This window comes from Pseudarthrobacter sp. MM222 (assembly GCF_947090775.1).
Classification (GTDB): Bacteria; Actinomycetota; Actinomycetes; order Actinomycetales; family Micrococcaceae; genus Arthrobacter.
Genome location: NZ_OX352321.1, coordinates 3,330,950 through 3,351,710 on the forward strand (window position 1 = coordinate 3,330,950; position 20,761 = coordinate 3,351,710).

The 20,761-nt window shown below is 68.0% G+C and carries 22 protein-coding genes and 1 pseudogene; 12 read left to right on the forward strand and 11 right to left on the reverse strand.

What is annotated here, in order from left to right; all coding sequences use genetic code 11:
• Positions 1-118 precede the first annotated feature (118 nt).
• The 9 genes from mshD (at position 119) to asd (ending at position 9,522) form a co-directional block, all read left to right on the forward strand.
• The gene (mshD, locus tag OM977_RS15220; RefSeq protein WP_264354738.1) at positions 119-1,120 is read left to right on the forward strand and encodes a mycothiol synthase; all 1,002 of its coding nucleotides are present in this window, start codon (positions 119-121) and stop codon (positions 1,118-1,120) included.
• Positions 1,121-1,253: 133 nt separating this feature from the next.
• Positions 1,254-3,518: an RNA degradosome polyphosphate kinase gene (locus OM977_RS15225; protein ID WP_264354739.1), complete on the forward strand. Its 2,265-nt coding sequence runs from the start codon at positions 1,254-1,256 to the stop codon at positions 3,516-3,518.
• An 11-nt stretch (positions 3,519-3,529) separates the two neighbouring features.
• A complete protein-coding gene (locus OM977_RS15230) occupies positions 3,530-4,507 on the forward strand; it encodes an NUDIX hydrolase (RefSeq protein ID WP_264354740.1) in 978 nt (325 codons plus the stop codon).
• Between the two features lie 100 nt (positions 4,508-4,607).
• On the forward strand, positions 4,608-6,263 hold the full coding sequence (locus OM977_RS15235; RefSeq protein WP_264354741.1) for a hypothetical protein: 1,656 nt from the start codon (positions 4,608-4,610) through the stop codon (positions 6,261-6,263).
• Positions 6,260-6,658: a GntR family transcriptional regulator gene (locus OM977_RS15240; protein WP_264354742.1), complete on the forward strand. Its 399-nt coding sequence runs from the start codon at positions 6,260-6,262 to the stop codon at positions 6,656-6,658. The genes OM977_RS15235 and OM977_RS15240 overlap by 4 nt, the downstream gene beginning before the upstream one ends.
• A gap of 33 nt (positions 6,659-6,691) precedes the next feature.
• Entirely contained in the window at positions 6,692-7,495 is an 804-nt protein-coding gene (locus tag OM977_RS15245) for a thymidylate synthase (RefSeq protein ID WP_264354743.1), read from the forward strand.
• Positions 7,492-8,082, forward strand: a complete 591-nt coding sequence (locus OM977_RS15250; RefSeq protein ID WP_264354744.1) for a dihydrofolate reductase — start codon at positions 7,492-7,494, stop codon at positions 8,080-8,082. Before OM977_RS15245 ends, OM977_RS15250 begins: the two co-directional genes overlap by 4 nt.
• A 2-nt stretch (positions 8,083-8,084) precedes the next feature.
• Positions 8,085-8,303 (forward strand): NF038396 family protein, encoded by a 219-nt coding sequence (locus OM977_RS15255; RefSeq protein ID WP_264354745.1) that lies wholly within the window; start codon positions 8,085-8,087, stop codon positions 8,301-8,303.
• A gap of 76 nt (positions 8,304-8,379) precedes the next feature.
• Positions 8,380-9,522, forward strand: a complete 1,143-nt coding sequence (gene asd / locus OM977_RS15260; protein ID WP_264354746.1) for an aspartate-semialdehyde dehydrogenase — start codon at positions 8,380-8,382, stop codon at positions 9,520-9,522.
• A gap of 3 nt (positions 9,523-9,525) precedes the next feature.
• On the opposite strand, the gene OM977_RS15265 is transcribed toward asd, so the two are convergent.
• A complete protein-coding gene (locus OM977_RS15265) occupies positions 9,526-10,635 on the reverse strand; it encodes a winged helix DNA-binding domain-containing protein (RefSeq protein ID WP_264354747.1) in 1,110 nt (369 codons plus the stop codon).
• Positions 10,636-10,711: 76 nt separating this feature from the next.
• Between OM977_RS15265 and OM977_RS15270 the strand changes: the two genes are divergently transcribed.
• A complete protein-coding gene (locus OM977_RS15270) occupies positions 10,712-11,203 on the forward strand; it encodes a hypothetical protein (RefSeq protein WP_264354748.1) in 492 nt (163 codons plus the stop codon).
• A gap of 40 nt (positions 11,204-11,243) precedes the next feature.
• Here the strand turns inward: OM977_RS15270 and OM977_RS15275 are convergent, their stop codons facing one another.
• The 6 genes and pseudogenes from OM977_RS15275 to OM977_RS15300 all read right to left on the reverse strand — a co-directional run.
• Positions 11,244-12,311: a UDP-N-acetylmuramate dehydrogenase gene (locus OM977_RS15275; RefSeq protein ID WP_264354749.1), complete on the reverse strand. Its 1,068-nt coding sequence runs from the start codon at positions 12,309-12,311 to the stop codon at positions 11,244-11,246.
• Positions 12,312-12,366: 55 nt separating this feature from the next.
• The gene (locus OM977_RS15280) at positions 12,367-13,575 is read right to left on the reverse strand and encodes an MFS transporter (RefSeq protein ID WP_264357442.1); all 1,209 of its coding nucleotides are present in this window, start codon (positions 13,573-13,575) and stop codon (positions 12,367-12,369) included.
• Between the two features lie 84 nt (positions 13,576-13,659).
• Complete coding sequence (locus OM977_RS15285; RefSeq protein ID WP_264354750.1) at positions 13,660-14,103, reverse strand: MaoC family dehydratase; 444 nt, start codon at positions 14,101-14,103, stop codon at positions 13,660-13,662.
• Positions 14,104-14,105: 2 nt separating this feature from the next.
• The gene (locus OM977_RS15290; protein ID WP_264354751.1) at positions 14,106-14,579 is read right to left on the reverse strand and encodes an FAS1-like dehydratase domain-containing protein; all 474 of its coding nucleotides are present in this window, start codon (positions 14,577-14,579) and stop codon (positions 14,106-14,108) included.
• A gap of 22 nt (positions 14,580-14,601) precedes the next feature.
• The gene (locus OM977_RS15295; protein WP_264354752.1) at positions 14,602-14,826 is read right to left on the reverse strand and encodes a DUF3188 domain-containing protein; all 225 of its coding nucleotides are present in this window, start codon (positions 14,824-14,826) and stop codon (positions 14,602-14,604) included.
• Positions 14,827-14,877: 51 nt separating this feature from the next.
• Positions 14,878-15,012 (reverse strand): annotated as a pseudogene (locus tag OM977_RS15300) (response regulator transcription factor); the annotation flags it as partial.
• A gap of 16 nt (positions 15,013-15,028) precedes the next feature.
• On the opposite strand from OM977_RS15300, the gene OM977_RS15305 reads away from it, so the two are divergent.
• Together OM977_RS15305 and OM977_RS15310 are read left to right on the forward strand one after the other, a co-directional pair.
• Positions 15,029-15,190, forward strand: coding sequence for a hypothetical protein (locus OM977_RS15305; RefSeq protein ID WP_264354753.1), 162 nt, complete (start codon positions 15,029-15,031; stop codon positions 15,188-15,190).
• Positions 15,191-15,363: 173 nt separating this feature from the next.
• Positions 15,364-15,975, forward strand: a complete 612-nt coding sequence (locus OM977_RS15310) for an NADPH-dependent FMN reductase (RefSeq protein ID WP_264354754.1) — start codon at positions 15,364-15,366, stop codon at positions 15,973-15,975.
• 20 nt (positions 15,976-15,995) lie between these two features.
• Here the strand turns inward: OM977_RS15310 and OM977_RS15315 are convergent, their stop codons facing one another.
• From OM977_RS15315 to OM977_RS15330, 4 genes are read right to left on the reverse strand one after another with little or no spacing between them, the layout of a single operon-like run.
• Positions 15,996-17,315, reverse strand: a complete 1,320-nt coding sequence (locus OM977_RS15315) for an MFS transporter (protein WP_264354755.1) — start codon at positions 17,313-17,315, stop codon at positions 15,996-15,998.
• On the reverse strand, positions 17,305-18,948 hold the full coding sequence (locus OM977_RS15320) for an ATP-binding cassette domain-containing protein (protein WP_264354756.1): 1,644 nt from the start codon (positions 18,946-18,948) through the stop codon (positions 17,305-17,307). The genes OM977_RS15315 and OM977_RS15320 overlap by 11 nt, the downstream gene beginning before the upstream one ends.
• The gene (locus OM977_RS15325; RefSeq protein ID WP_264354757.1) at positions 18,941-19,786 is read right to left on the reverse strand and encodes an ABC transporter permease; all 846 of its coding nucleotides are present in this window, start codon (positions 19,784-19,786) and stop codon (positions 18,941-18,943) included. The genes OM977_RS15320 and OM977_RS15325 overlap by 8 nt, the downstream gene beginning before the upstream one ends.
• Positions 19,779-20,720, reverse strand: coding sequence for an ABC transporter permease (locus OM977_RS15330; RefSeq protein WP_333473981.1), 942 nt, complete (start codon positions 20,718-20,720; stop codon positions 19,779-19,781). Before OM977_RS15330 ends, OM977_RS15325 begins: the two co-directional genes overlap by 8 nt.
• Positions 20,721-20,761: the final 41 nt, after the last annotated feature.

Sequence of the window (20,761 nt, forward strand, 5' to 3'; positions counted from 1 at the left end):
CCCCCTCATCATCCGGCGCAATTGGAAAGCCAACCACCGGATGAGTTAACGACTATACGTAACGGTTCCGGCAGCGCCAAATCGGCGCCTCGAGGGCGCCAGCGTATAGCCTTGCACCATGAGTCCTGCGCATCCGGAAAACTGGCCCGTACTCGTCGCCAAGGGGGCTGCGGATGAGCAACTCCTGAAGGACGTTCGAGCCCTCGTGGCCGCCGCGGAAGAATCCGACGGCAATCCGCCGCTGTCCGAACAGACCCTGGTGACGCTCCGAGCGGCCGGCGCCCGCGCGTCCTCAGGTACAAACACCGTGCTGACGCTCGCCCTCTACAGCCCCGATGAAAAATCCGATCCGGCAACCGGCCAGGACCTGGCCGGGGTCGCCGTCGTCGTCGAGGAGCCGGATGGCACGGGCGTGCTGGAGGTCGCCGTGCACCCGAGCTACCGCAACCAGGGCGTGGCGGACCGGCTCGTGGGAGAGCTCCGGGCGACCCGGGGCTTTGCCGGCCTCAAGGCCTGGTCCCACGGTAACCACGAAGCGGCAGCGGAGCTGGCGGCCCGCTACGGCTACCGTCCCGTGCGGGAGCTCTGGAAGATGCGGCTCACCACATCGGCTGCGCAGCTGCCGGACGACGGCGCACTGCCCGACGTCGACCTGCCGGGCGGCGCCACGCTCCGGGCCTTCGTGCCGGGCCAGGACGAAGAGGCCTGGCTGGCCGCGAACGGGGCAGCGTTCGCGCACCACCTGGAACAGGGGAACATGACGCGCGCTGACCTGGACGCCCGGATGGCCGAGCCATGGTTCGACCCCGCAGGCTTCTTCCTTGCCGTGGACTCCGGAGGCAGGCTGCTCGGCTTCCACTGGACCAAGGTGCATCCACGGCACGGCGTGCACCCCGCAATCGGTGAGGTCTACGTCGTCGGCGTCACGCCCGAGGCGCAGGGCACCGGGCTCGGCAAGGCACTCACGATCGCCGGCATCAAGCACCTGCAGCGGCAGGGACTGCACGCCGTCATGCTCTACGTCGACGCTGACAACATTCCGGCCGTCGCGCTCTACCGGCGGTTGGGCTTCACACGCTGGGACGTGGACGTCATGTATGCGCCGGTGGACGAAGGATAGTCCGGCCCGGGCCGGAGCCGCAGCCGTTAATCAAATCGGCGGACATGCGGCCGGCCGGCTCCGAAATCTAGGCTCGGCCGAATGCTATTGATTGTAAGGTTGAAGCTAAATCGCGCCAGCAATAGGAGAGACCATGCCACGGGAATCTGCCCGGACCGCCACGTCTGAAACCGGTAAGTCGGAAAAAATCGTGCGTCCCCTGCGTGCCCGCTTCGGCTCCTCCGAAGTGCCGGCGTCGCGCGCCACCCAGGACCGGATCGACATTCCCGAATTCGCTCCCAACCTGGAGCCGGAAGGGGACATCAGCCCTGACCGCTTCCTGGACCGCGAACTCAGCTGGCTGGCCTTCAACGCCCGCGTCCTGGAGCTGGCGGAGGACCCAAACCTGTACCTGCTGGAGCGGGTCAGCTTCCTGTCCATCTTCGCTTCGAACCTGGACGAGTTCTTCATGGTCCGGGTGGCCGGGCTGAAGCGACGCATCGCCACGGGCCTTGCCGTCCCCTCCCCCGCCGGGCTGAGCCCCATGCAGGTGTTGGAGCAGATCGGCGAGGAGGCCCACCGGCTTCAGCAGCGCCACGCCCGGGTCTACGCCGAACAGATCCGTCCCGCCCTTGCGTACGAGCACATCCACCTCATGCACTGGGAGGAACTCGACTCCCAGGCCCAGGACCAGCTCAGTGCCATGTTTGCGGAAAAGGTCTTCCCGATCCTGACGCCGCTGGCCGTGGACCCGGCCCACCCGTTCCCCTACATCTCCGGGCTGTCGCTCAACCTGGCCGTGGTGGTCCGCAACCCGGTCAGCGACAAGGAACTCTTCGCCCGCGTCAAGGTTCCTGACCAGCTACCCCGGCTGATCTCGATCGACGGCCCCCGCGCCGGCTCCGTTCCCGGGCGGGTGGCGCGTTTCATCGCCCTCGAGGAAGTCATCGCCGTCCACCTGGACCAGCTCTTCGCCGGCATGGAGGTGCTGGAGCACCACATCTTCCGCGTCACCCGCAACGAGGACGTTGAAGTGGAAGAGGACGACGCCGAGAACCTCCTGCAGGCGCTGGAAAAGGAACTCCTGCGGCGCCGTTTCGGTCCGCCCGTCCGGCTTGAGGTCACCAACGACATCAACCCGAACATCCGGGCCCTGCTGATCCGCGAACTCGGCGTCGAGGAATCCGAGGTGTACTCCGTTCCGGCCCCGCTGGACCTCCGCGGGCTCTCCGTCATCGCCGGAATCGACCGCGCGGACCTGCACTACCCGAAGCACGTCCCGCACACCTCCCGGTACCTCAACGAATCGGAAACCTCCAAGGCAGCCAATGTCTTCGCGGCCATGCGCCGGCGGGACATCCTCCTGCACCACCCCTACGATTCCTTCTCCACGTCGGTCCAGGCCTTCCTGGAGCAGGCCGCCTCGGACCCGAAGGTCCAGGCAATCAAGCAGACGCTCTACCGCACGTCCGGCGACTCCCCCATCGTCGATGCGCTGATCGACGCCGCCGAAGCCGGCAAGCAGGTCCTTGCCCTCGTGGAGATCAAGGCCCGGTTCGATGAACAGGCCAACATCTCCTGGGCCAGGAAACTGGAACAGGCCGGCGTCCACGTGGTCTACGGCATCGTGGGCCTCAAGACGCACTGCAAGCTGTCCCTGGTGGTGCGCCAGGAAGTGGACGGCCTCCGCCGCTACTGCCACATCGGCACCGGCAACTACCACCCGCGTACAGCCCGCTACTACGAGGACCTGGGCCTGCTGACGGCCAACGAGCAGGTAGGCGAAGACCTCTCCAAGCTCTTCAACCAGCTCTCCGGCTACGCGCCGAAGTCCACCTTCAAGCGGCTCCTGGTGGCGCCGCGTTCGGTGCGGTCCGGGCTCATTGACCGGATTGAAACCGAAATCCGCAATGCCAGGGCAGGCCTCCCGGCGCGGGTCCAGATCAAGGTCAACTCGATGGTGGATGAGGCCATCATTGATTCCCTGTACCGGGCCTCCCAGGCGGGCGTCCCGGTGGACGTTCTTGTCCGCGGCATCTGCTCGCTGCGCCCGGGGGTCCCCGGCCTCAGCGAGAACATCACGGTCCGCTCCATCCTGGGCCGCTTCCTGGAACACTCCCGTGTCTTCGCCTTCGCCAACGCCGGCGACCCCGTGGTCTACATCGGCTCGGCCGATATGATGCACCGCAACCTGGACCGCCGGGTGGAGGCGCTCGTCCAGCTCACCAGCGGGGACGACACCTCCTATGTCCTGGACATGCTTCGCCGTTACATGGATCCGGAGACGGCCAGCTGGCACCTGGACAGCTCGGGCGAGTGGAACCGCCACCATGTCACCGAGGACGGGCAGAGCCTGGAGGACGTGCAGTCCTGGCTGCTCGCGTCCCGGTCCCGGCAGCGCTCGGCGGGCCTTAGGTAGGGGCCTTGACGTTGAGTAGCGATGCACTGGTTGCAGACCAGACGGACCACCCGGGCGAAGCGATTGCGGTCACCGCGGCCGGCGCCATCCCCTGGCGGCTCAATTCGGCGAACAAGGACGAACTGGAGGTCCTGCTGATCCACCGCCCGCGGTATGACGACTGGTCCTGGCCCAAGGGCAAGATCGATCCCGGTGAGACGGTGCCGGAATGTGCCGCCCGCGAGGTGGAGGAAGAGATCGGGCTCAGCGCCCCGCTGGGCATCCCGCTTCCTCCCATCCACTACCACGTGCCTGCCGGTTTGAAGGTGGTCCATTACTGGGCCGTCGACGTCGACGGCGCCAAGCTTGTGCCCGACGGCAAGGAAGTGGACAGCGTGATGTGGTGTTCGCCGGAGAAGGCAGCCCGCCTGCTGAGCAATCCCAGCGACGTCGGTCCCCTCGAGCATCTGGTGACGGCCCACGGGCACGGCGAGCTGGACACCTGGCCATTGCTGATCGTTCGCCACGCGAAGGCCAAGCCGCGGTCCTCGTGGACCAAGGCCGAGGGCGAGCGCCCGCTGGCTGCTACGGGCATGCGGCAGGCCCAGGCGGTGGGCCGGCTCCTGCAGGCGTGGAAACCGGCACGGATCGTATCGAGCCCCTGGCTTCGCTGCGTGGCCACGATCGCACCGTATGCCAAGGCCTCGGACGCCAAGGTCAAGCTCAACGAGGCCCTCACCGAGCACCGGCATGGCCGCAGCCCGCAGAAAACAGCCGCCGTCGTCGCCGCCCTTTTCGACAAGAAGCGCGCAGTGGCCCTGTGCACGCACCGCCCGGCGCTGCCGACGGTCTTCAAGCAGCTCGAGAAGCACATGAGCTCGCGCCTGAAGGCCAAGCTGCCATCCGCGGACCCCTTCCTGGCCCCGGGCGAGATCATCGTGTGCCATGTGGCGCACGGCAGCAAGAACAAGGTGGTAGCCGTGGAGCGGTTCAGGCCCTTCGACGACTGAGGTCCCCGCACCACAGGTTCCAGAGCCCTTGATTCGCCGAGTCCGAGGCCGTACTTTGTATCAACTAGTTGATACATTGCCGGAAATCTTTGGGGGATCCATGCCGGTGCAGTTCACCCTGCCGCCGCTGCTGCTGCTCGGCCCGCTGCTGGCCGCCGTCGTCGTGTATGCGCTGCTGCGCTGGGTGATTTGGGCTCCCGGGACCGGGACCTCGCCGCAGAGTGTGTCCGAACACGGGCTGTGGGTTGGGGTGATCGGCTGGCTGGCGAGTTCACTCCAGGGCGCCATGAACCTGGGCATCATCCCGGCCACTCCCGTTCCAAGCGCACCCCTGCTGACGCCGGAGGCCATTGTCCCGGCCCTGGGCTGGCCGGTTCTGGGCTGTCTGGCGGTCCATGCCCTGGGCCAGATCAGTTACCCGGGCCCACGGCGGGCCCGGCGGCAGGCCATCCTGGCGGTCCGGAGGATCCGGGACTTCGTGCCGCGGCGGCTGGCCTGGGCCACAGCGGTGATCTTTCTTGGGGCTGCGGTCTGTGTCGCCTGGACCGCCACCCTGCCGGGCTTTGCCGCGGCGCCCCCGGTTTCCGTCGGGGAGGAGCCCTACACCTACCAGAGCGCAGGCGGCGACGGCCGTCTCCCCGGCCCCGACGTGGCCGGCTGGCTTGGCGGTGCCCTGCTGCTGCTCGCAGGCGGAACCTGGCTGGTGCTGCGGCTGATCGCGCGGCGCCGGCAGCTGGAGTCCCTCGATGCCGCCGACAATGCGCTGCTCCGCACAATTGCCATGAACCGGCTCCTGCGGACAGTCGCCACAGTGGCCGCCGGGCTGGCCGCCATCGCGGGGAATTACGCCACCAAGCCGGATCCCGCTCTGCCGCTGTCGACGTCGTGGATGAACCTGGCGGGTCTGGCCGCTACCGTAGTGCTGCTCGCCATGTGGTGTTGGCGTCCGCCGCGGCTTGCGGCCGCCGGGCTGGGCGCCCGGAACCGGCCGGAGTCCGGGCTCGCCGTGGGCAGGCAGCACCCAGCGGCACGGCTGGTCTCCTCGCTCGGCGCACTCCTGGGCCTTGCGGCCGCCGTGCCCCTGGTGGGGGCCGTGTTCCTGTCCCCCGTCCTGATAGCCGCGGCCGGCCCCGGACTGGCCTGCGTCGTGGCACTGATGGCCGGAGCCGTGTTGCTTGTGATCGCCGCCGGCGAACTGCTCCTGCAGCGAAACTACGGGACACCGGAGTCGCCACGCAGCTGGCCCCGGCAGCCGGTGAGCCCTGCCCTGCTGACCACGGCGGTCCTGGCGCTGCTCGTGTTCGTGGTGGTCCTCGTCTTCACCGCGCGAGGGCAGGCCCTGCTCGGCGGGGAACCGGACTGGATTCCCGCGGCGCTGCTCACTGCCGGCATTGGCGTCACCTCGCTGCCGGCATTCCTGGCCGCCCGGCTCCGTCAGTCCGTGCCCGGGCTTCCCGCCGGCATGGACGCCGCCCTGCGCGCCATCACCATCCACCGGACGGTCCGGACCCTCGCCGCCGCGCTGACCGCCCAGGCCGCGATCCTGTTGCTGACGCACACGCAGGCCTGGGCGGCCGTGCTCGGGCCGGCGGCCTTCGCGGGAACCGACCCCGCCGGCGGGCCCTGGTGGCAGGTGTCCCTGGCCGGCGCAGTGCTGGGCGCCGCGGCAACAGTCATCGCGGTGATACCGGTGCGGATGACGGCGCGGACGCCGGCCGCGCCGGCTCCGCATCCGGACAGGGAGCATTCCGCATGACAGCCGGAATCTCCGTAAACCTGCACTCCGCGACACCACCGTACGAGCAGATCCGGGCGCAGATCACGTCGCTGATCGCCGTCGGGGCCCTGGCACCGGGTACCCGCCTGCCGACGGTCCGCAGCCTCGCGGCGGATCTCGGCATCGCGGCCGGAACGGTCGCCCGGGCCTACAAGGAACTCGAACAGTCAGGGCAGATTGAAACCCGGCGCCGCAACGGCACGGTGGTCGCCGGGATGTCTGCCCCAACGGCCCCCGTCAGGATGCCGCCCGCTGTGAGCGCCGAGGTGATCGCCGCCGTCGACCGCTACATCGGGGCAGGCCGCGAAGCCGGACTCGACGACGCCGCCCTGCTGGCTATCCTGCAATCCAGGCTCAGCCAGCAAGACGGATAAGGAGAGAAAGCCACTTCTCAGTAGACTGGGACGGTGAGCATTCCAACGCCTTATGAAGACCTGCTGCGCGATGTCCTGGAACACGGCACCCACAAATCGGACCGCACCGGCACCGGCACGCTCAGCGTGTTCGGCCGTCAGCTGCGCTTCGACCTGAGCAAGAACTTCCCGCTGATCACCACCAAGCGCGTGCATTTCAAGTCCGTGGCCGTGGAGCTGCTCTGGTTCCTGCGCGGGGACACGAACGTGAAGTGGATGCAGGACCAGGGCGTGACGATCTGGAACGAATGGGCCGACGCCGACGGCGAACTCGGCCCGGTCTACGGCGTCCAGTGGCGCTCCTGGCCTACTCCCGACGGCGGGCACATCGACCAGATCGCCGAACTCATCGAGAACCTCAAGTCCAACCCGGACTCACGCCGCCACATCGTCTCGGCCTGGAATGTGGCCGAACTCGCGGACATGGCCCTGCCGCCGTGCCATGCGTTCTTCCAGTTCTATGTGGCCGACGGGAAACTCTCCTGCCAGCTGTACCAGCGCTCGGCGGACACCTTCCTGGGCGTGCCGTTCAACATTGCCTCCTACGCCCTGCTGACCTGCATGATCGCCCAGCAGGTCGGGCTGGAACCCGGCGAGTTCGTCTGGACCGGCGGCGATGTGCACATCTACGACAACCACATGGACCAGGTCCTCAAGCAGCTGGCCCGTGAGCCCTACGACTACCCGCAGCTCAAGATCACCCGCAAACCGGATTCCATTTTCGACTACACCCTCGATGACTTCGAAGTGGTTGGATACCAGCACCACCCGACGATTAAGGCCCCGATAGCCGTATGAGCAACGAAGCCAGCCACGACGCGCAGCCCGCCGACTTCACCAAGGAATTAGCCGCCTCCATCACCGGCCTCGGCGTCGTCTGGGCCCAGACCAGTACCGGCGTCATCGGCAAGGACGGCGGCATGCCCTGGAAGCTGCCGGAGGACCTGTTGCACTTCAGCCGCCTCACCAACGGCCACCCGGTGATCATGGGCCGCAAGACCTGGCAGTCCTTCCCGGACAAATTCCGCCCCCTGCCGGGCCGGACCAACCTCGTCATCACCCGCAAGGAAGGCTGGGGCGGAACGCCGGAAGCCGACGGCGCCCTCGCTGTGAAGTCCCTGGACGAAGCGCTCCTGGAGTCCCAGTTCGCGCCCGGACATGAGATGGTCTGGATCATTGGCGGAGGCGAGATCTTCGCGCAGTCGATGGACCTCGCCGACGTCGCCGTCATCACCACGATCGACACCACCGCGGAGGGTGACACCTATGCCCCGGACCTCGGTTACGACTGGACCGCCGGCGCGTCCCTGCCGGCCGACGGCTGGCTGACCGCGGAGAACGGCACCCGCTACCGGATCACCCTGTGGCGCCGGACGGAGGCCTAGAAATGCTGAAGAAACCCGAAACCCTCTTCGTCCTCGGCTACATGCTCCTGCCCCTGCTTGCTCTGCTCTCGGCCATCGTGGGGCTGACCATGATCCTGGGCGGCAACAAGATCGTCGGCGCGATCGTGCTCGTCGTGGTCACCCAGTTCTTCGCCTTCGGCGCGGTCTATGCCCTGCGGAAGCGCAAGCACGCCCTGCTTCCCGAGCACCACCGCGACTAGCGGTTCCGCCGCCGCGAAACGGCCGGGGTGACGTAACCGACTGCGCCGTGCCGGCCGTCAAGTCTAAACTGGCCCAATGACTACAGCAGCTACTCCGTCCGTCGGCCTGATCGGTTGGCGGGGCATGGTCGGTTCCGTCCTGATGCAGCGCATGCAGGACGAGGGCGACTTCGCCAACATCAACCCGGTATTTTTCTCCACCTCGAACGCAGGAGGTGCCGCCCCGACCTTCGCGGGTGCTGCCGGCGGCGATGCGGGCAAGCTTGAAGACGCTTTCGACGTCGAGACGCTGGCGAAGCTGCCGATCATCGTCACCGCCCAGGGCGGCGACTACACCAAGCAGGTCCACGGGGAGCTGCGGAGCCGCGGCTGGGACGGCCTCTGGATCGACGCCGCCTCCACCTTGCGGATGAACGACCACTCGATCATCGTGCTGGACCCGATCAACCGCGATGTGATCGATGCCGGCCTCTCCGGCGGCGTCAAGGACTACATCGGCGGAAACTGCACCGTCTCCTGCATGCTCATGGGCCTTGGCGGCCTGTTCAAGAACGGCCTCGTCGAGTGGGGCACTTCAATGACGTACCAGGCGGCCTCCGGGGGCGGCGCCCGGCACATGCGCGAACTGCTCAGCCAGTTCGGCACGCTCAACGCCGAGGTCAGCACCGAACTGGAAGATCCGGCGTCGGCCATCCTCGAGATCGACCGCAAGGTCCTGGCCCACCAGCGCACGTCCATCGACGCCAGCCAGTTCGGCGTCCCGCTGGCCGGGTCGCTGATCCCGTGGATCGACGCGGACCTCGGCAACGGCCAGTCCAAGGAAGAGTGGAAGGCCGGGGTCGAGACCAACAAGATCCTGGGTACCTCCGGCGAAGACCGCATCATCATGGACGGCCTGTGTATCCGGATCGGTGCCATGCGCTCGCACTCCCAGGCCCTGACGCTCAAGCTCCGCGAGGACCTCTCCGTCGCCGAGATCGAGAAGCTCCTGGCCGCCGACAACGAGTGGGCGAAGGTGGTTCCCAACACCAAGGAGGCGTCGATGGCGGACCTGACCCCCGTGGCGGCCTCCGGCACCCTCGACATCCCGGTTGGCAGGATCCGCAAGCTGGAGATGGGCCCGCAGTACATCAGTGCGTTTACGGTCGGTGACCAGCTGCTCTGGGGTGCCGCAGAACCGCTGCGCCGCATGCTCAACATCGCCACCGGAAACCTCTAGGCGTCACACCCCGAGGAACCTCCGGTACTTCGCGGCCTGCAGCTCAAAGGACTTTTGGGCGGCAGGCCGCAGTCCGTTAACGCTGTCGAACGGCTCGGGAACGACGGCGGCGTCCCGTCGGGTCCCCGGGCCCCTCCACGTCCCGATCACCCGCCCGCCGGCCACAATCGTCTTCCTGAACACGCCGTTGCCGCCCGGCACAATCTTGTTCGCATGCTCCGGCGGCAGCACCAGCGACCGGTCGGTGTAACCCAGCAGGAACTCATCGAAGCCAGGGAGCGCGAGCACGGACCGTGCACCGGGGACGCCGCCGCCGTCGAGCAGGGCCGCGGTCTCCGGAGCAAGCCAGTAGCGGGCGCCCTCGAACTCCAGCTCCACCAGCTGGCCCTTAACCTCGGCCAGTGCCGTCCGGACCTCGGTGAGCGGGATCCCGGCCCACCAGGAGAAGTCACGCTCCGTGGCGGGGCCGTGGCTGCGCAGGTACCGCAGCAGCCACTCGGCGATGCCCTCCGCGCGGTCCAGGCTCCGCGACACCTTGATCCAGTCCGCAAAGGCGACCACCAATTGCTGGTTGCCTGCCAGCGGGCCCTGCACCAGCAATCCGCGCTGGCACAGGATGCCCAGCAGGTGGATCCCCCGCTGGCCCGCCATGGACTGGCCAGCCATTTCAAAGGCCTCGAACAGCTCCGCCCTGCTGGCGGCTCCGCCGTTGGAAACCAGCTGCAGCCCGGCTTCGGCAGCCGCGTCAACGTCCGCCGCAGAAATTCCGAGCTCCCGGTGGCGCCCCGCCATGCCCCGGATCAGGCGGTCTGCGGTAATGTCCAGGATCCACTTCAAGTCCTCGGGGGCCAGCAGGTGCAGGGTGCCCCGCATCGGCCAGGAACGGACGATCTCGCCCCGGTCCAGCGCGTTCCGGACATCATCCAGGCGGGAGCCGGGGACCCGCTGCCCCACCGCCCAGAGGGCAGCTTGCAGGTCCTGGGCCTGCATTGCCGTCATCCCCCGCACGGCCCCGCCAACATTTGCCTTGCCCGGTTCTAAGAGTCCCTGGGAGGCCAGCCGGAGCCGGCCCATGATCCCGGGGCTGAGGCTGGCACGCAACACTGCTGTCATGGCATCATCGTAGGGCCGCCGCCGTCGCCACGGCAGTTCCCAGCCGCCTTCCAGCAGGACTGCCTACCCTTGGTGGATGACCATGAGTGAGATGTGGCCGCAGTTGCGGCCCCTGTGCCGGAGGCTCGCCCTGCTGGGCTGGGCGTCCAGCGCCGCCGGAATGGCTGCCGGACTGGCCGTTGCGATTGCCAGCGGAACGCGCCTCTCCGCGATGATGAGCACCATGCAGCTGACGGCCGCCGTGTGCATGGCCGTCGCCGTGACCGCATTCGTCACCGCGGCGGCGCTGCAGCCGCGCACCGCAGCCGGGCCTCCGGCGCGGCACGCGGACGACGGGCTGCGGCGTGAGTCCGGGACCGAGCTTCCCGCCACGGTCCAAAGCCTCCTGCTGGGTTCCTTCGCCCTGCTCGCCGGGGCCGTCGCCTTTGCCTGCGCCGGCCTGGTGCTCCGGAGCGGCCCCAGCGCCCAGTCTGTGGCGTTCTGCCAGGTCTTCCTGCTCGGCGCCGCGGCGTCCGGTTTCACGTTCCTGTTGTTCAGCAAGGTGTCCGCGGGCGGCGGCCGGAGCTGACCCGCCGCCGGCCCGGCGCCGCGGCGCCCGGAAAGGCCGCTTAGAGCTCGACGCCGATCAGCAGCGGTTCCGGGTGCAGTTCAATACCAAAGCGTTCGACGACGCCGCGCCTCACCTCGCGGGCGATCGCCAGCATGTCCTCGGTGCGCGCGCCCCCGCGGTTGGTGATGGCCAGGGTGTGCTTGGTGGACAGTGACGCGCGGCCGCCCGAGAGGCTGCCTTGCTCGAGGCCGAAACCCTTGGCGTAGCCGGCCCGATCGATCAGCCACGCCGCCGAGAGCTTGGTCAGCCCGTCCTGCCCGCCCGGGTAGCGCGGGGCGTCCTCGGGAAGGGCTGCGGCCGCGTCGGCGGGCACGATGGGGTTCGTGAAGAACGAACCGGTGGAGTAGGTGTCCCGGTCCGCGGCGTCCCAGACCATGCCTTTGGAGGCCCGGAGCCGGAGCACCTCGCGCCGGACGTCGTTGGAGTATGCCCTGCTGCCCGGCTCGATACCGAGGGCCCTGGCCAGCTCGGCGTAACGGATGGGGGCACTCATCCGGCCCAGCGGAAGCTGGAACTCGACCGTGAGGACCACATACCGCGGGGAGCCGTTGACGGTGGTCTGCTTCAGGATGGAATCCCGGTAGCCGAACTTCAGTTCGGAGTTGGTGAAGGTCCGGACGGCGTTGCGTTCCCGGTCCCAGGTGCGGACGGCGGCGAGGGTCTGGGAGACGTCGGAGCCGTAGGCCCCGACGTTCTGCACGGGGGTGGCGCCGGTGGCGCCCGGGATGCCGGACAACGCCTCGATCCCGGACCAGGCGTGCAATACGGCGTGCTGCACCACGGCGTCCCAGTTGTGCCCGGCCTGGACCACGACGGACACACCGCCGCAGGAATCCTCGGCGTTGACGGTGAACCCTTCAGAGGCGATCTTGAGGACGGTCCCGGGGAATCCGCCGTCGGACACCAGCAGGTTGGAGCCGCCGCCGATGATCAGCAGCGGTTCGCCGGCGGCGTCGGCCGCGCGGACCGCGTCGATGATTTCGGCCTCGGTGCGGGCCTCAAGGAAGGTGCCGGCGGGACCGCCGACGGCGGCCGTGGTCAGGGCGGAAAGCAGTGTCTGGGTCACCTAACCAGCCTAGCCGGGATCGCGGCACCCGCCGTAAGCGGAGCCGGTGATGCGCCTAGAGCTTCCGGGCCACGGGCGAGAGTAGGAAGCTCACCACCAGCATCACCATCACGGCCAGCAACGAGTGCAGGATGCCGACGTGTTCGGCCAGCAGGCCCAGCAGCGGGGGCCCGCAGAGGAAAGCCCCGTAGCCGATCGTGGAGACCACCGACACCCGGGCCGCGGCCTTAAGGGGGTCGTCCGCCGCGGCGGACATGCCTACCGGGAAGCCCAACGAGGCGCCGAGTCCCCAGATAGCAAGGGCCACATAGGCCAGCCACGGAACCGGGGCGAAAACGAACAGTCCCAGGCCCAGGACGGCCATGGCGGCGCACCAGCGCATCACCGGGACCCGGCCGAACCGGTCCAGGACGAGTGTGCCGGCGAAGCGGCCCACGGTCATGAACGTGACGAACAGACCATACCCGGCGGCGCCGGCGGCGTCGGACTGGTCGTGGCCGTCCGCGAGCGCCAGGGCCACCCAGTCCCCCGCCGCCCCCTCGGCCAGGGCCAGCCCCAGCACCAGCACGCCGAGCAGGAGGGTCCGGCGGTCCCGCCAGGCCTGCGCGATCTGGCGCTTGTTGTCCAGCGGTTCCTCCCGGTGTCCCGTGGCTGCCTGGCTGGTGATGGGCAGCGGACCGGTGGAAGGATCCTCGAAGGTGTCCGGCCTGTCCGGCTTGAAACTTTCCGCGGCCTCCACCGGGGTGGTGTCGGCACGGAACCACGACGCAGCCGTGGCCACCGAGACCGCCACCAGCACGCCCACCGCGGCCAGGTGCCAGAACACCGGGGTCCCGGCCCCGGCGGCCCAGGCGCCCATCCCGGCGCCCGCGACGGTGCCGAGGCTGAACGCTCCGTGCAGGCGGGGCATGATGTGCCGGCGTACCGCCCGCTCGACGGCGGCGCCCTCCACGTTGGAGGCCGTGTTCCAGCTTGCGGTGCCGAGGCCGATCACGGCCAGGCCCGCGGCAACGGCCAGGGGGTTGACCAGGACGGAGGTCCCGAAGCCGGCCAGGACGAGTCCGCAGCCCACCATGATGCTGCCGATCCGGATGGTCCGTTTGGAACCGAACCGCAACACGATCAGCCCCGACGCGGAGACCGAGAGAAAAGAACCCGCCGTCATGCATAACAGCAGCAGGCCGATGGTTCCGGGGGTGAGGTCGAGGCCGTCGCGGATGGCAGGGAGCCGGGAGACCCAACTGGCGAACGCCACCCCGCTCATGGCGTACGCGACGACGACGGCGTTCCGCCAGAGCGTCACCTCGGTCGCCACAGCCGTGCGGTTACTCAAGGCAGCACCATAGGCTCAGAGCAGCCTGACGACGGCCTGGGCCTTCATCAGGACTTTCAGCCCGGCCGAGACGACGGTGAGGTCCACGCGGGCAGTGCCGGCGTCGGCGTCGAGCGCTCCTATCGCGCCGCTGACCTCGATCACGGCGCCGGGCTCCGGCGCTCCTGTAGTGTCGGCCACCGGCACGGGCTTGGTGAACCGGGTCTGGAAGTCAACGACGGCGGCCGGATCGCCGGCCCAGTCGGTGACCAGCTGGACAGCCGCGCCCATGGTGAACATGCCGTGTGCAATCACACCGGGCAGTCCGACACCCGTGGCGAAGGCTTCGTTCCAGTGGATGGGGTTGAAGTCACCGGAAGCGCCGGCATACTTCACCAGGTCCGTCCGGGTGACGTCGACGCTGCGGCTGCCGATGTCCTGGCCGACGGCGAGGCTGGCGAGGGTGGGGGTGCTTGTCATGGTTACTGTCCCTCTCCGCGGACCAGGATGGACGAGGTGGCGGTGGCGACGGGCTCGCGCGAATCCTCGCCGGTCCCGTCGGGCGTGAGCCCGAAGATTTCCGAGCGGGTGGTGATCATGGCGCCGCCGCCCATGGCCCGGACGCCGTCGACGTGCAGCTCCGCGACGAGCCGGTCACCGGCGATGATCGGACGGTGGTGGATGAAGCGCTGGTCGGCGTGGACCACCCGGGAGAAGTCGATGCCGGAGTCCGGATCCTCGATCAGCTGGGCGTCGGCGCGCTGGGCGATGATGATCGCGAAAGTCGGCGGCGCCACCAGGTCACCGTGGCCGAGGGCGGCGGCCGCGTCGACGTCGAAGTGGGCGGGGTGGGTGGCCTTGACCGCGCGGGCGAACTCGCGGATCTTCTCGCGGCCGACGTCGTACACCTCTGCGGCAGGGTAGCTACGGCCCTGCAGATCCGGATTGATAGTCATGGATCCAGCCTAGCGCCAGCGCTCAGCGCTTGAGGTTTTTCCGGATGGTCTGGCCACGGACCACAATCCCGGCGATGTGCAGGATCAGTCCCAGTCCGATGACCGGCAGCGAGGCAACGGCAAGGGCCTGGTTCTGGGAGCTGTTGCCCACCAGGTTGAGAACGATGCCGAGGGCAATCAGGCCCATGGCGCTGAAAACGAGCACCTTGTAGGTGGTTGACGCGGAGGCCCAGAATTCGTTCAGCACCGCCCCAGTCTACCGGCCCCGGCTCCCGCGCCGCTCCGGGTCCCCTGCCCCTCAATGGGTCCGGCGGGCGCCGGCCAAGCCATGTTCGTAGGCGAAGATGACGGCGTGGACGCGGTCACGCAGGCCGAGTTTCATCAGGATCCGTCCCACATGGGTTTTCACCGTCGATTCCGTCACGAACATCCGTTTCGTCGTCCCGGACATGGCATCCACGCGGGCTGAGCTGCTTCAACGCGGAGCAGAGATCAGTGAGGTCCAGGACATGGGCGGAATCGCCTTCGCCTATTTCAGCGACCCTGACGGCAACCGCTGGGTCATGCAGGAAGCCACGCCTCCGCGCGTCAAGGAAGCCTTTCAACGCTAGGCAGGCGTACTGACCGGGCCGATAGCTCTCGATCCGCTTCGCTGGAAAAATCCGCGAAGGCCTGTCTGATGCGGGTCCTCCGTGTTGAACTGGGATGGGCGGCTTCCGCCGGTCCGGAGCCCACGCATCGTCGACCCGCCCGGCCAGTTCCGGCAAATGGAAGGATTAAGCGCATGGCAACGTACAAGATCGGCTATTTCGTCGGGAGCCTGGCCAGCGGCTCCATCAACCGGACCCTGTCAGAGGCCCTGATCAAGCTCGCTCCGGAGGATCTCGAATTCACCGAAATCCCAATCAAGGATCTGCCGCTGTACAGCTACGACTACGACGCCGACTACCCGCCGGAGGGCCGGGCACTGAAGGACGCCATTCAAGCCTCCGACGGGATCCTGTTCGTGTCGCCGGAGTACAACCGCTCAATCCCCGGGGCCTTGAAGAACGCCATCGACTGGGGCTCGCGCCCCTGGGGCACCAACTCGTTCGCCCGCAAACCCACCGGCATCATCGGCGCCTCGCCCGGAAGCATCGGCACAGCCGTGATGCAGTCCTCCATGCGGGCCGTGCTGAGTTTCCTGGACGCCCCGCAGCTCAACGCACCCGAGGCGTACGTGAAGTTCAACCCCGACGCTTTCGGCGACGACGGCGAGGTCAAGGACGAATCCACCGCAGCCTTCCTCCGCCATTACATGGAGGAGTACGCCGCGTTCGTCCAGCGCGTCCTGGCGGCCAACGCACCGGGCCACATCGGCGATCCGCAGCCGGACGCCCAGAAGCTGTCCCGTTAGGCAGGACGCATCGTCGTCCGCTATCCGTCCGCGGCCGACCCCGTTGCCGTCGCATAGGGAGCCGGAGCCACCGTTGATTTCGGTGGCAGGGCCCGCGGCAGTGCCACCGCGGTGAGGAGCGCGAGCAGGACCGGCGGCACCCACGGCGTGCCCGGCCACCAGTTGAGCCGGTCCGTGAGGTCCACCAGCTGCCCCATCACGGCGTTGCCTGCCAGCACCGAGATGCCTCCGCAGCTCGCCGCCAGTCCGTAGTAGGCACCCCGCCCGCCGGCTCCCCCGTCCGCCGGGAGGTATTCCGGGATCAGGGACAAGATGGTCGGGGTGAGCAGCATGTGGCCCAGGATCAGAAGCCCGGTGGCTCCCGCCAGCGGGGCGATCGAGCTTCCCGATGAGCCGGCATGGTCAGAGGTCAGCGCGACAGTTACGAACGCGGAGCCCAAGAGCACGAAGCCAACCGACAACGCGCGGCCGGGGCCCAGCCGTCGGCCAGCCGACGAGACCGGCAGTTGCAGGACCAGCGTCAGGACGGATGCCAGCAGGAAGAGCCCGGCCAGCCAGGAAGCGTCGAGGCCACGACGGCCGAGCTCGAGGGGAACAGCGAAATAGAGCTGGTTGTAGGCCAGCATGTTGGTGCTGGCGAGCACGCAGAACAGGACGAAGCGCCGGTTCCGCAGGCATCCGAGCGCGCCATGGTGCCCGGTATGTGGGGATTCCGGTTCCGCGGCCGCCGTTGTTGGTGGATTGGCAGGAATAGAGGAGGGGAGGCGGAACCACAGCAGGACAGTCACGACGCTGAAGACGCCTATCCCTAGGGCAAGGGCTGCGTCGAACCCCCAGCCCAGCAGGGAGGCTCCCAGCACCGGGCCGAACAGCGCCCCGATTTCCCCGGTGATCGAGAGCCAGACGAACACGGACCGCCGACCCTTCTTCCTCCCGGCCGGCCGGGAGTCCTCGGTTCCGTGGTCGGCGTGGGATAACTGGGACTCGAGCGCCGGCGAGAACAGGGCCCCTCCGGCGCCAGTGAGCACCGCTCCGAGGAGGAACGAACTGAAATCCGATGCTGCCGCCAGGACAGCGTAGCCGGAGATGCGGACCAGGCAGCCCAGCAGGATTGCCCGGCGCGCGCCCCACCGGTCCGAGACGAGGCCTCCCAGCAGGAACATCCCCTGCTGGCTGAACGTGCGGGCACCCAGGACAAGCCCGACGGCGACGGCGTCCAGACCATATTCCCCGCCCATGGCGCCGGCCAGAAAGGGAATGACCGCGTAAAAGCCGAGGTTGAAGACCAACTGGGCGCCGAGCAGGGTCCCGGCTTCACCCCGGGGGCGACTAAATGACATCGAGCAGTTCGATCCGGTGGCCGCCGCTGACCGGTTTGGGGACGGGTAGTGCCGCGGCCACGAGCTCCTTGCTGTGCCGGTGCCGGGGGGTGGCGAAGAATTCGGCGTTCGGCGCCACCTCGACCACGGCGCCCTGGAAGAGAACGGCCACCCGGTGACTCATGTACCGGAGCACGTTCATATCGTGGGAAATAATAATGAGCGACAGCTGGCGATCGCGGTGCAGGCGCAGCAGCAGGTCCAGGACCGTGCGCTGTGTTACAGCATCCAGCGCGGACGTGGCTTCGTCGCAGATCAAGACTGTCGGCTCCAGCAGCAGCGCCCTGGCGATTGTGAGCCGCTGGAGCTGTCCGCCGGAACACTGGCTGGGGTATCGGTCCAACAGCACGGGGTCCAGATCGACCTCGCGGACCACCCGATCGATGCGTGCACCGCGTTCCTCAGCCGTGCAATCCCGCCGCGGCAGCAATGGTGCTTCCAGGCTGGTTCGAAGCTTCATGCGCGGATCGAAAACATCGTGCGGTTCCTGGAACACGAGCTGGATCTCTTTGCCCGCAGTCCCGGCCCGATTGACCGCAGCGCCAAGGAACCGGGTGATGGTTCCGCTGTCAGGCGTCTCAAGTCCGAGGATCAGCCGCGCCAGGGTGCTCTTACCGGATCCTGACTGTCCCAGGACGCCGAGAATTTCGCCTTCGTGGAGCTCGAGCGAAATGTCTTCCACGGCGGGCCGGGCGCCGCGTCGGTTGGATGAAAACCGCTTGGTGACATTTCGCAGGCCAAGAATCGGACGGGAGCGCGCGGCGGCCGGAGCAGAGGCCGGCGGAAGGGCGGAGGCCCTCAGAAGTTCTTTGGTGGACGTGGTCCGAGGCGTGCACAACACCCGCCTGACCGGCCCTGACTCCTGGACGCTGCCAGCTTCCAAAACCACGACCCGGTCGGCGAAGGCGGACACTGTGGCGAGATCATGGGTGATGTACAGGACACCCAGTCCCCGGGCACGCCTTTGCCGGTCGATCAGCTCGAGGATCTGCCGCTCGAGCACCTTGTCCAGGGCGGACGTCGGCTCGTCCGCGAGCAACAGTTCGGGCTGCCCCGCCATGGCGAGGGCAAACATGGCCCGCTGGGCCATCCCTCCCGATAGCTGGTGCGGATAGGCCCCTGCGCACCAGTCCGGATCCTCGAACCCTGCTTCCGTCAACAGCTCCAGCGCCTCCGTCCTGGCACTGCGCCCGCGGAGCCCGCGGTGAAGTTTCAGCGGCTCAGCCAAATGGTTGGCAATGGTCTTCCGGGGGTTGAACATCCGTTTGGGCTGCTGATACAGCATGCCGATCCGGCCTCCGCGCACGCGGTTAAGCTCCGCTTCGCCGAGCGCCCGAAGGTCCGTCCCGCCGAACCGGACCGAGCCGCTCTCGATGTGGATCCCCTGCGGCAACAGGCCCATGACGCTGAGGGCGGTCATCGTCTTGCCGCTTCCCGACGTCCCCACCAGGGCCACAAACTCCCCGGGCGCCACGGAGAGGTCCAGCTGCGACAGGATCGCGTTGGGGGCGCCCAGCCGGGAACCCGACGGGCGTCCTGTTGCGCGTGCCCGGTGGCCGACGTGCAGCCCTTCAATGATCAGTCCTTCAGGCATCCGCGGCCACCCGTGCGGGAGCAGAGTCGGGCAACAGGCCTCTACCGGTCCGGCGCGACACGTACTGCCCAATCAAGGTCACGCAAAGCGCGACGATGAAGATCATCAGTCCGGGAACCAGGATCGGCATCGGCGCCCGGGCCGCAAACGGCTGGGCAGTTGCCAGCATCGATCCCCAGTCGGACTGCGGCGGCTGCACCCCCAGGCCCAGGTAGGAGAGGGCGCCAACGTTGATGAGGAACTGCCCGAACCGAAGAGTGGCCTGACCCAGCAGCGGCCCGGCCAGGTGGGGCAGGATGTGTCTGAAAATGATGAATGAGGGCGGGCAGCCCACCACGTGGGCTGCCTCGATGAAGCCCCTCGCCGAAATGTCATAGGCGAGTGAGCGGGCCAAGCGGGCAAACGGGGTCCACCCGGTCACAGTAAGGGCCAGCAGCAGCGAGTGGTAGCCGGTGCCCATGGCGGCCACCAGGAAGAGGGCCACCACCATTTCCGGCATGGCCAGCAGTACATCGTTGGTGCGGGTGAAGAATTCGTCCAACCAGCCCCGCCGTCGGGCGCTGAGCACACCCACCGCGGTACCTGTGACGGCTGTCAGCAGCGTGGCCAGCGCGGCGATGGTCAAAGAGAACTGGCCGCCGTCGAGCAACCTGCTCAGCGTGTCCCGGCCCAGGTTGTCCGTGCCAAGCCAGTGGGCGGCGCTGGGTGCGGCGAGCCTGGCGGCGAGGTCTTGGTCAGCGGGCGGGTACGGCGCCAGCCAGGCGGCGAGCGCCACAGACGTCACGATAAGAGCCAGAATCGATCCGGCGACCAGGACGTGAAGGGGAAGTTTACGCATGGCTCATCCGGATTTGGGGATTCAGCAGTCCGTGTACCAGGTCAGCCGCCGTGGTCAGGACGACGGCGAGCCCGACGACGACCACCACCGCTCCCTGCGCCAGCGGAATGTCGCTGTTCAGGACGCCGTCGAACAGCAACCGCCCCATGCCCGGGATCGCGAAGATGACCTCGACGATGACAGATCCGCCGAGCAGCCCGGCGAACCACACCGCCACCAGCGTGGTCAGCGGCAGCAGTCCATTGGGAATCACGTGCTTCGCCACAGTTCGGAAGCGGGAGACGCCCCTGCTCCGCGCGGCGACAACATGCTCCGCTGCCAGCGCCTCGAGGATTCCCTCCCGCACCGCCGAGGTGAAGTAGCTCGTGGGCCGCAGCGCGAGGACGGCCACAGGGAGAACCGCGGACTGCGGGCCTTCCCATCCCGCCGAGGGCAACAGGGCAAGTTGCAGTGCAAAGAGCAGAACAAGCAACGGTGCCAGCCAGTACTCCGGAATGGCGATCAACGCCTGCGTGACCGCCGTAATCACCCTGTCGGCGGGCCGCCCCTCCTGCAGGGCGGCTGTGACGCCGAGGACCACGGAGAGTGCCCCCGCTATGCTGAGGGCCAGGACTACCAGGCTCAGCGTAATCCAGAGCGCCGGCAGCACCTGGTCGGCCACAGGAGTGCGGCTGGTGTAGGACAACCCCATGTCGCCGGTGACCAGCCGGCCAAGCCAGCGAAGGTACTGCGCCCACAGAGGGTCGTCAAGGCCCAGCTGCTGGCCCAATGCGGTGACGGCGGAGTCGTCGACCACGTCACCGGCTACCCGGGAGCGGATGATCTTCCGCACAGGGTCCCCCGGGGTCACGTAGGGGATGAGGAAGACCGTAAAGGAGGCCAGGAGAACGGCTGCCGTCAGGGCAGCCGCCCGCCGGGCGAGGAACGGCATCACTCCGGGCCCCGTTCGGCTTGTCTTTCAGCAGGCACAAGCAC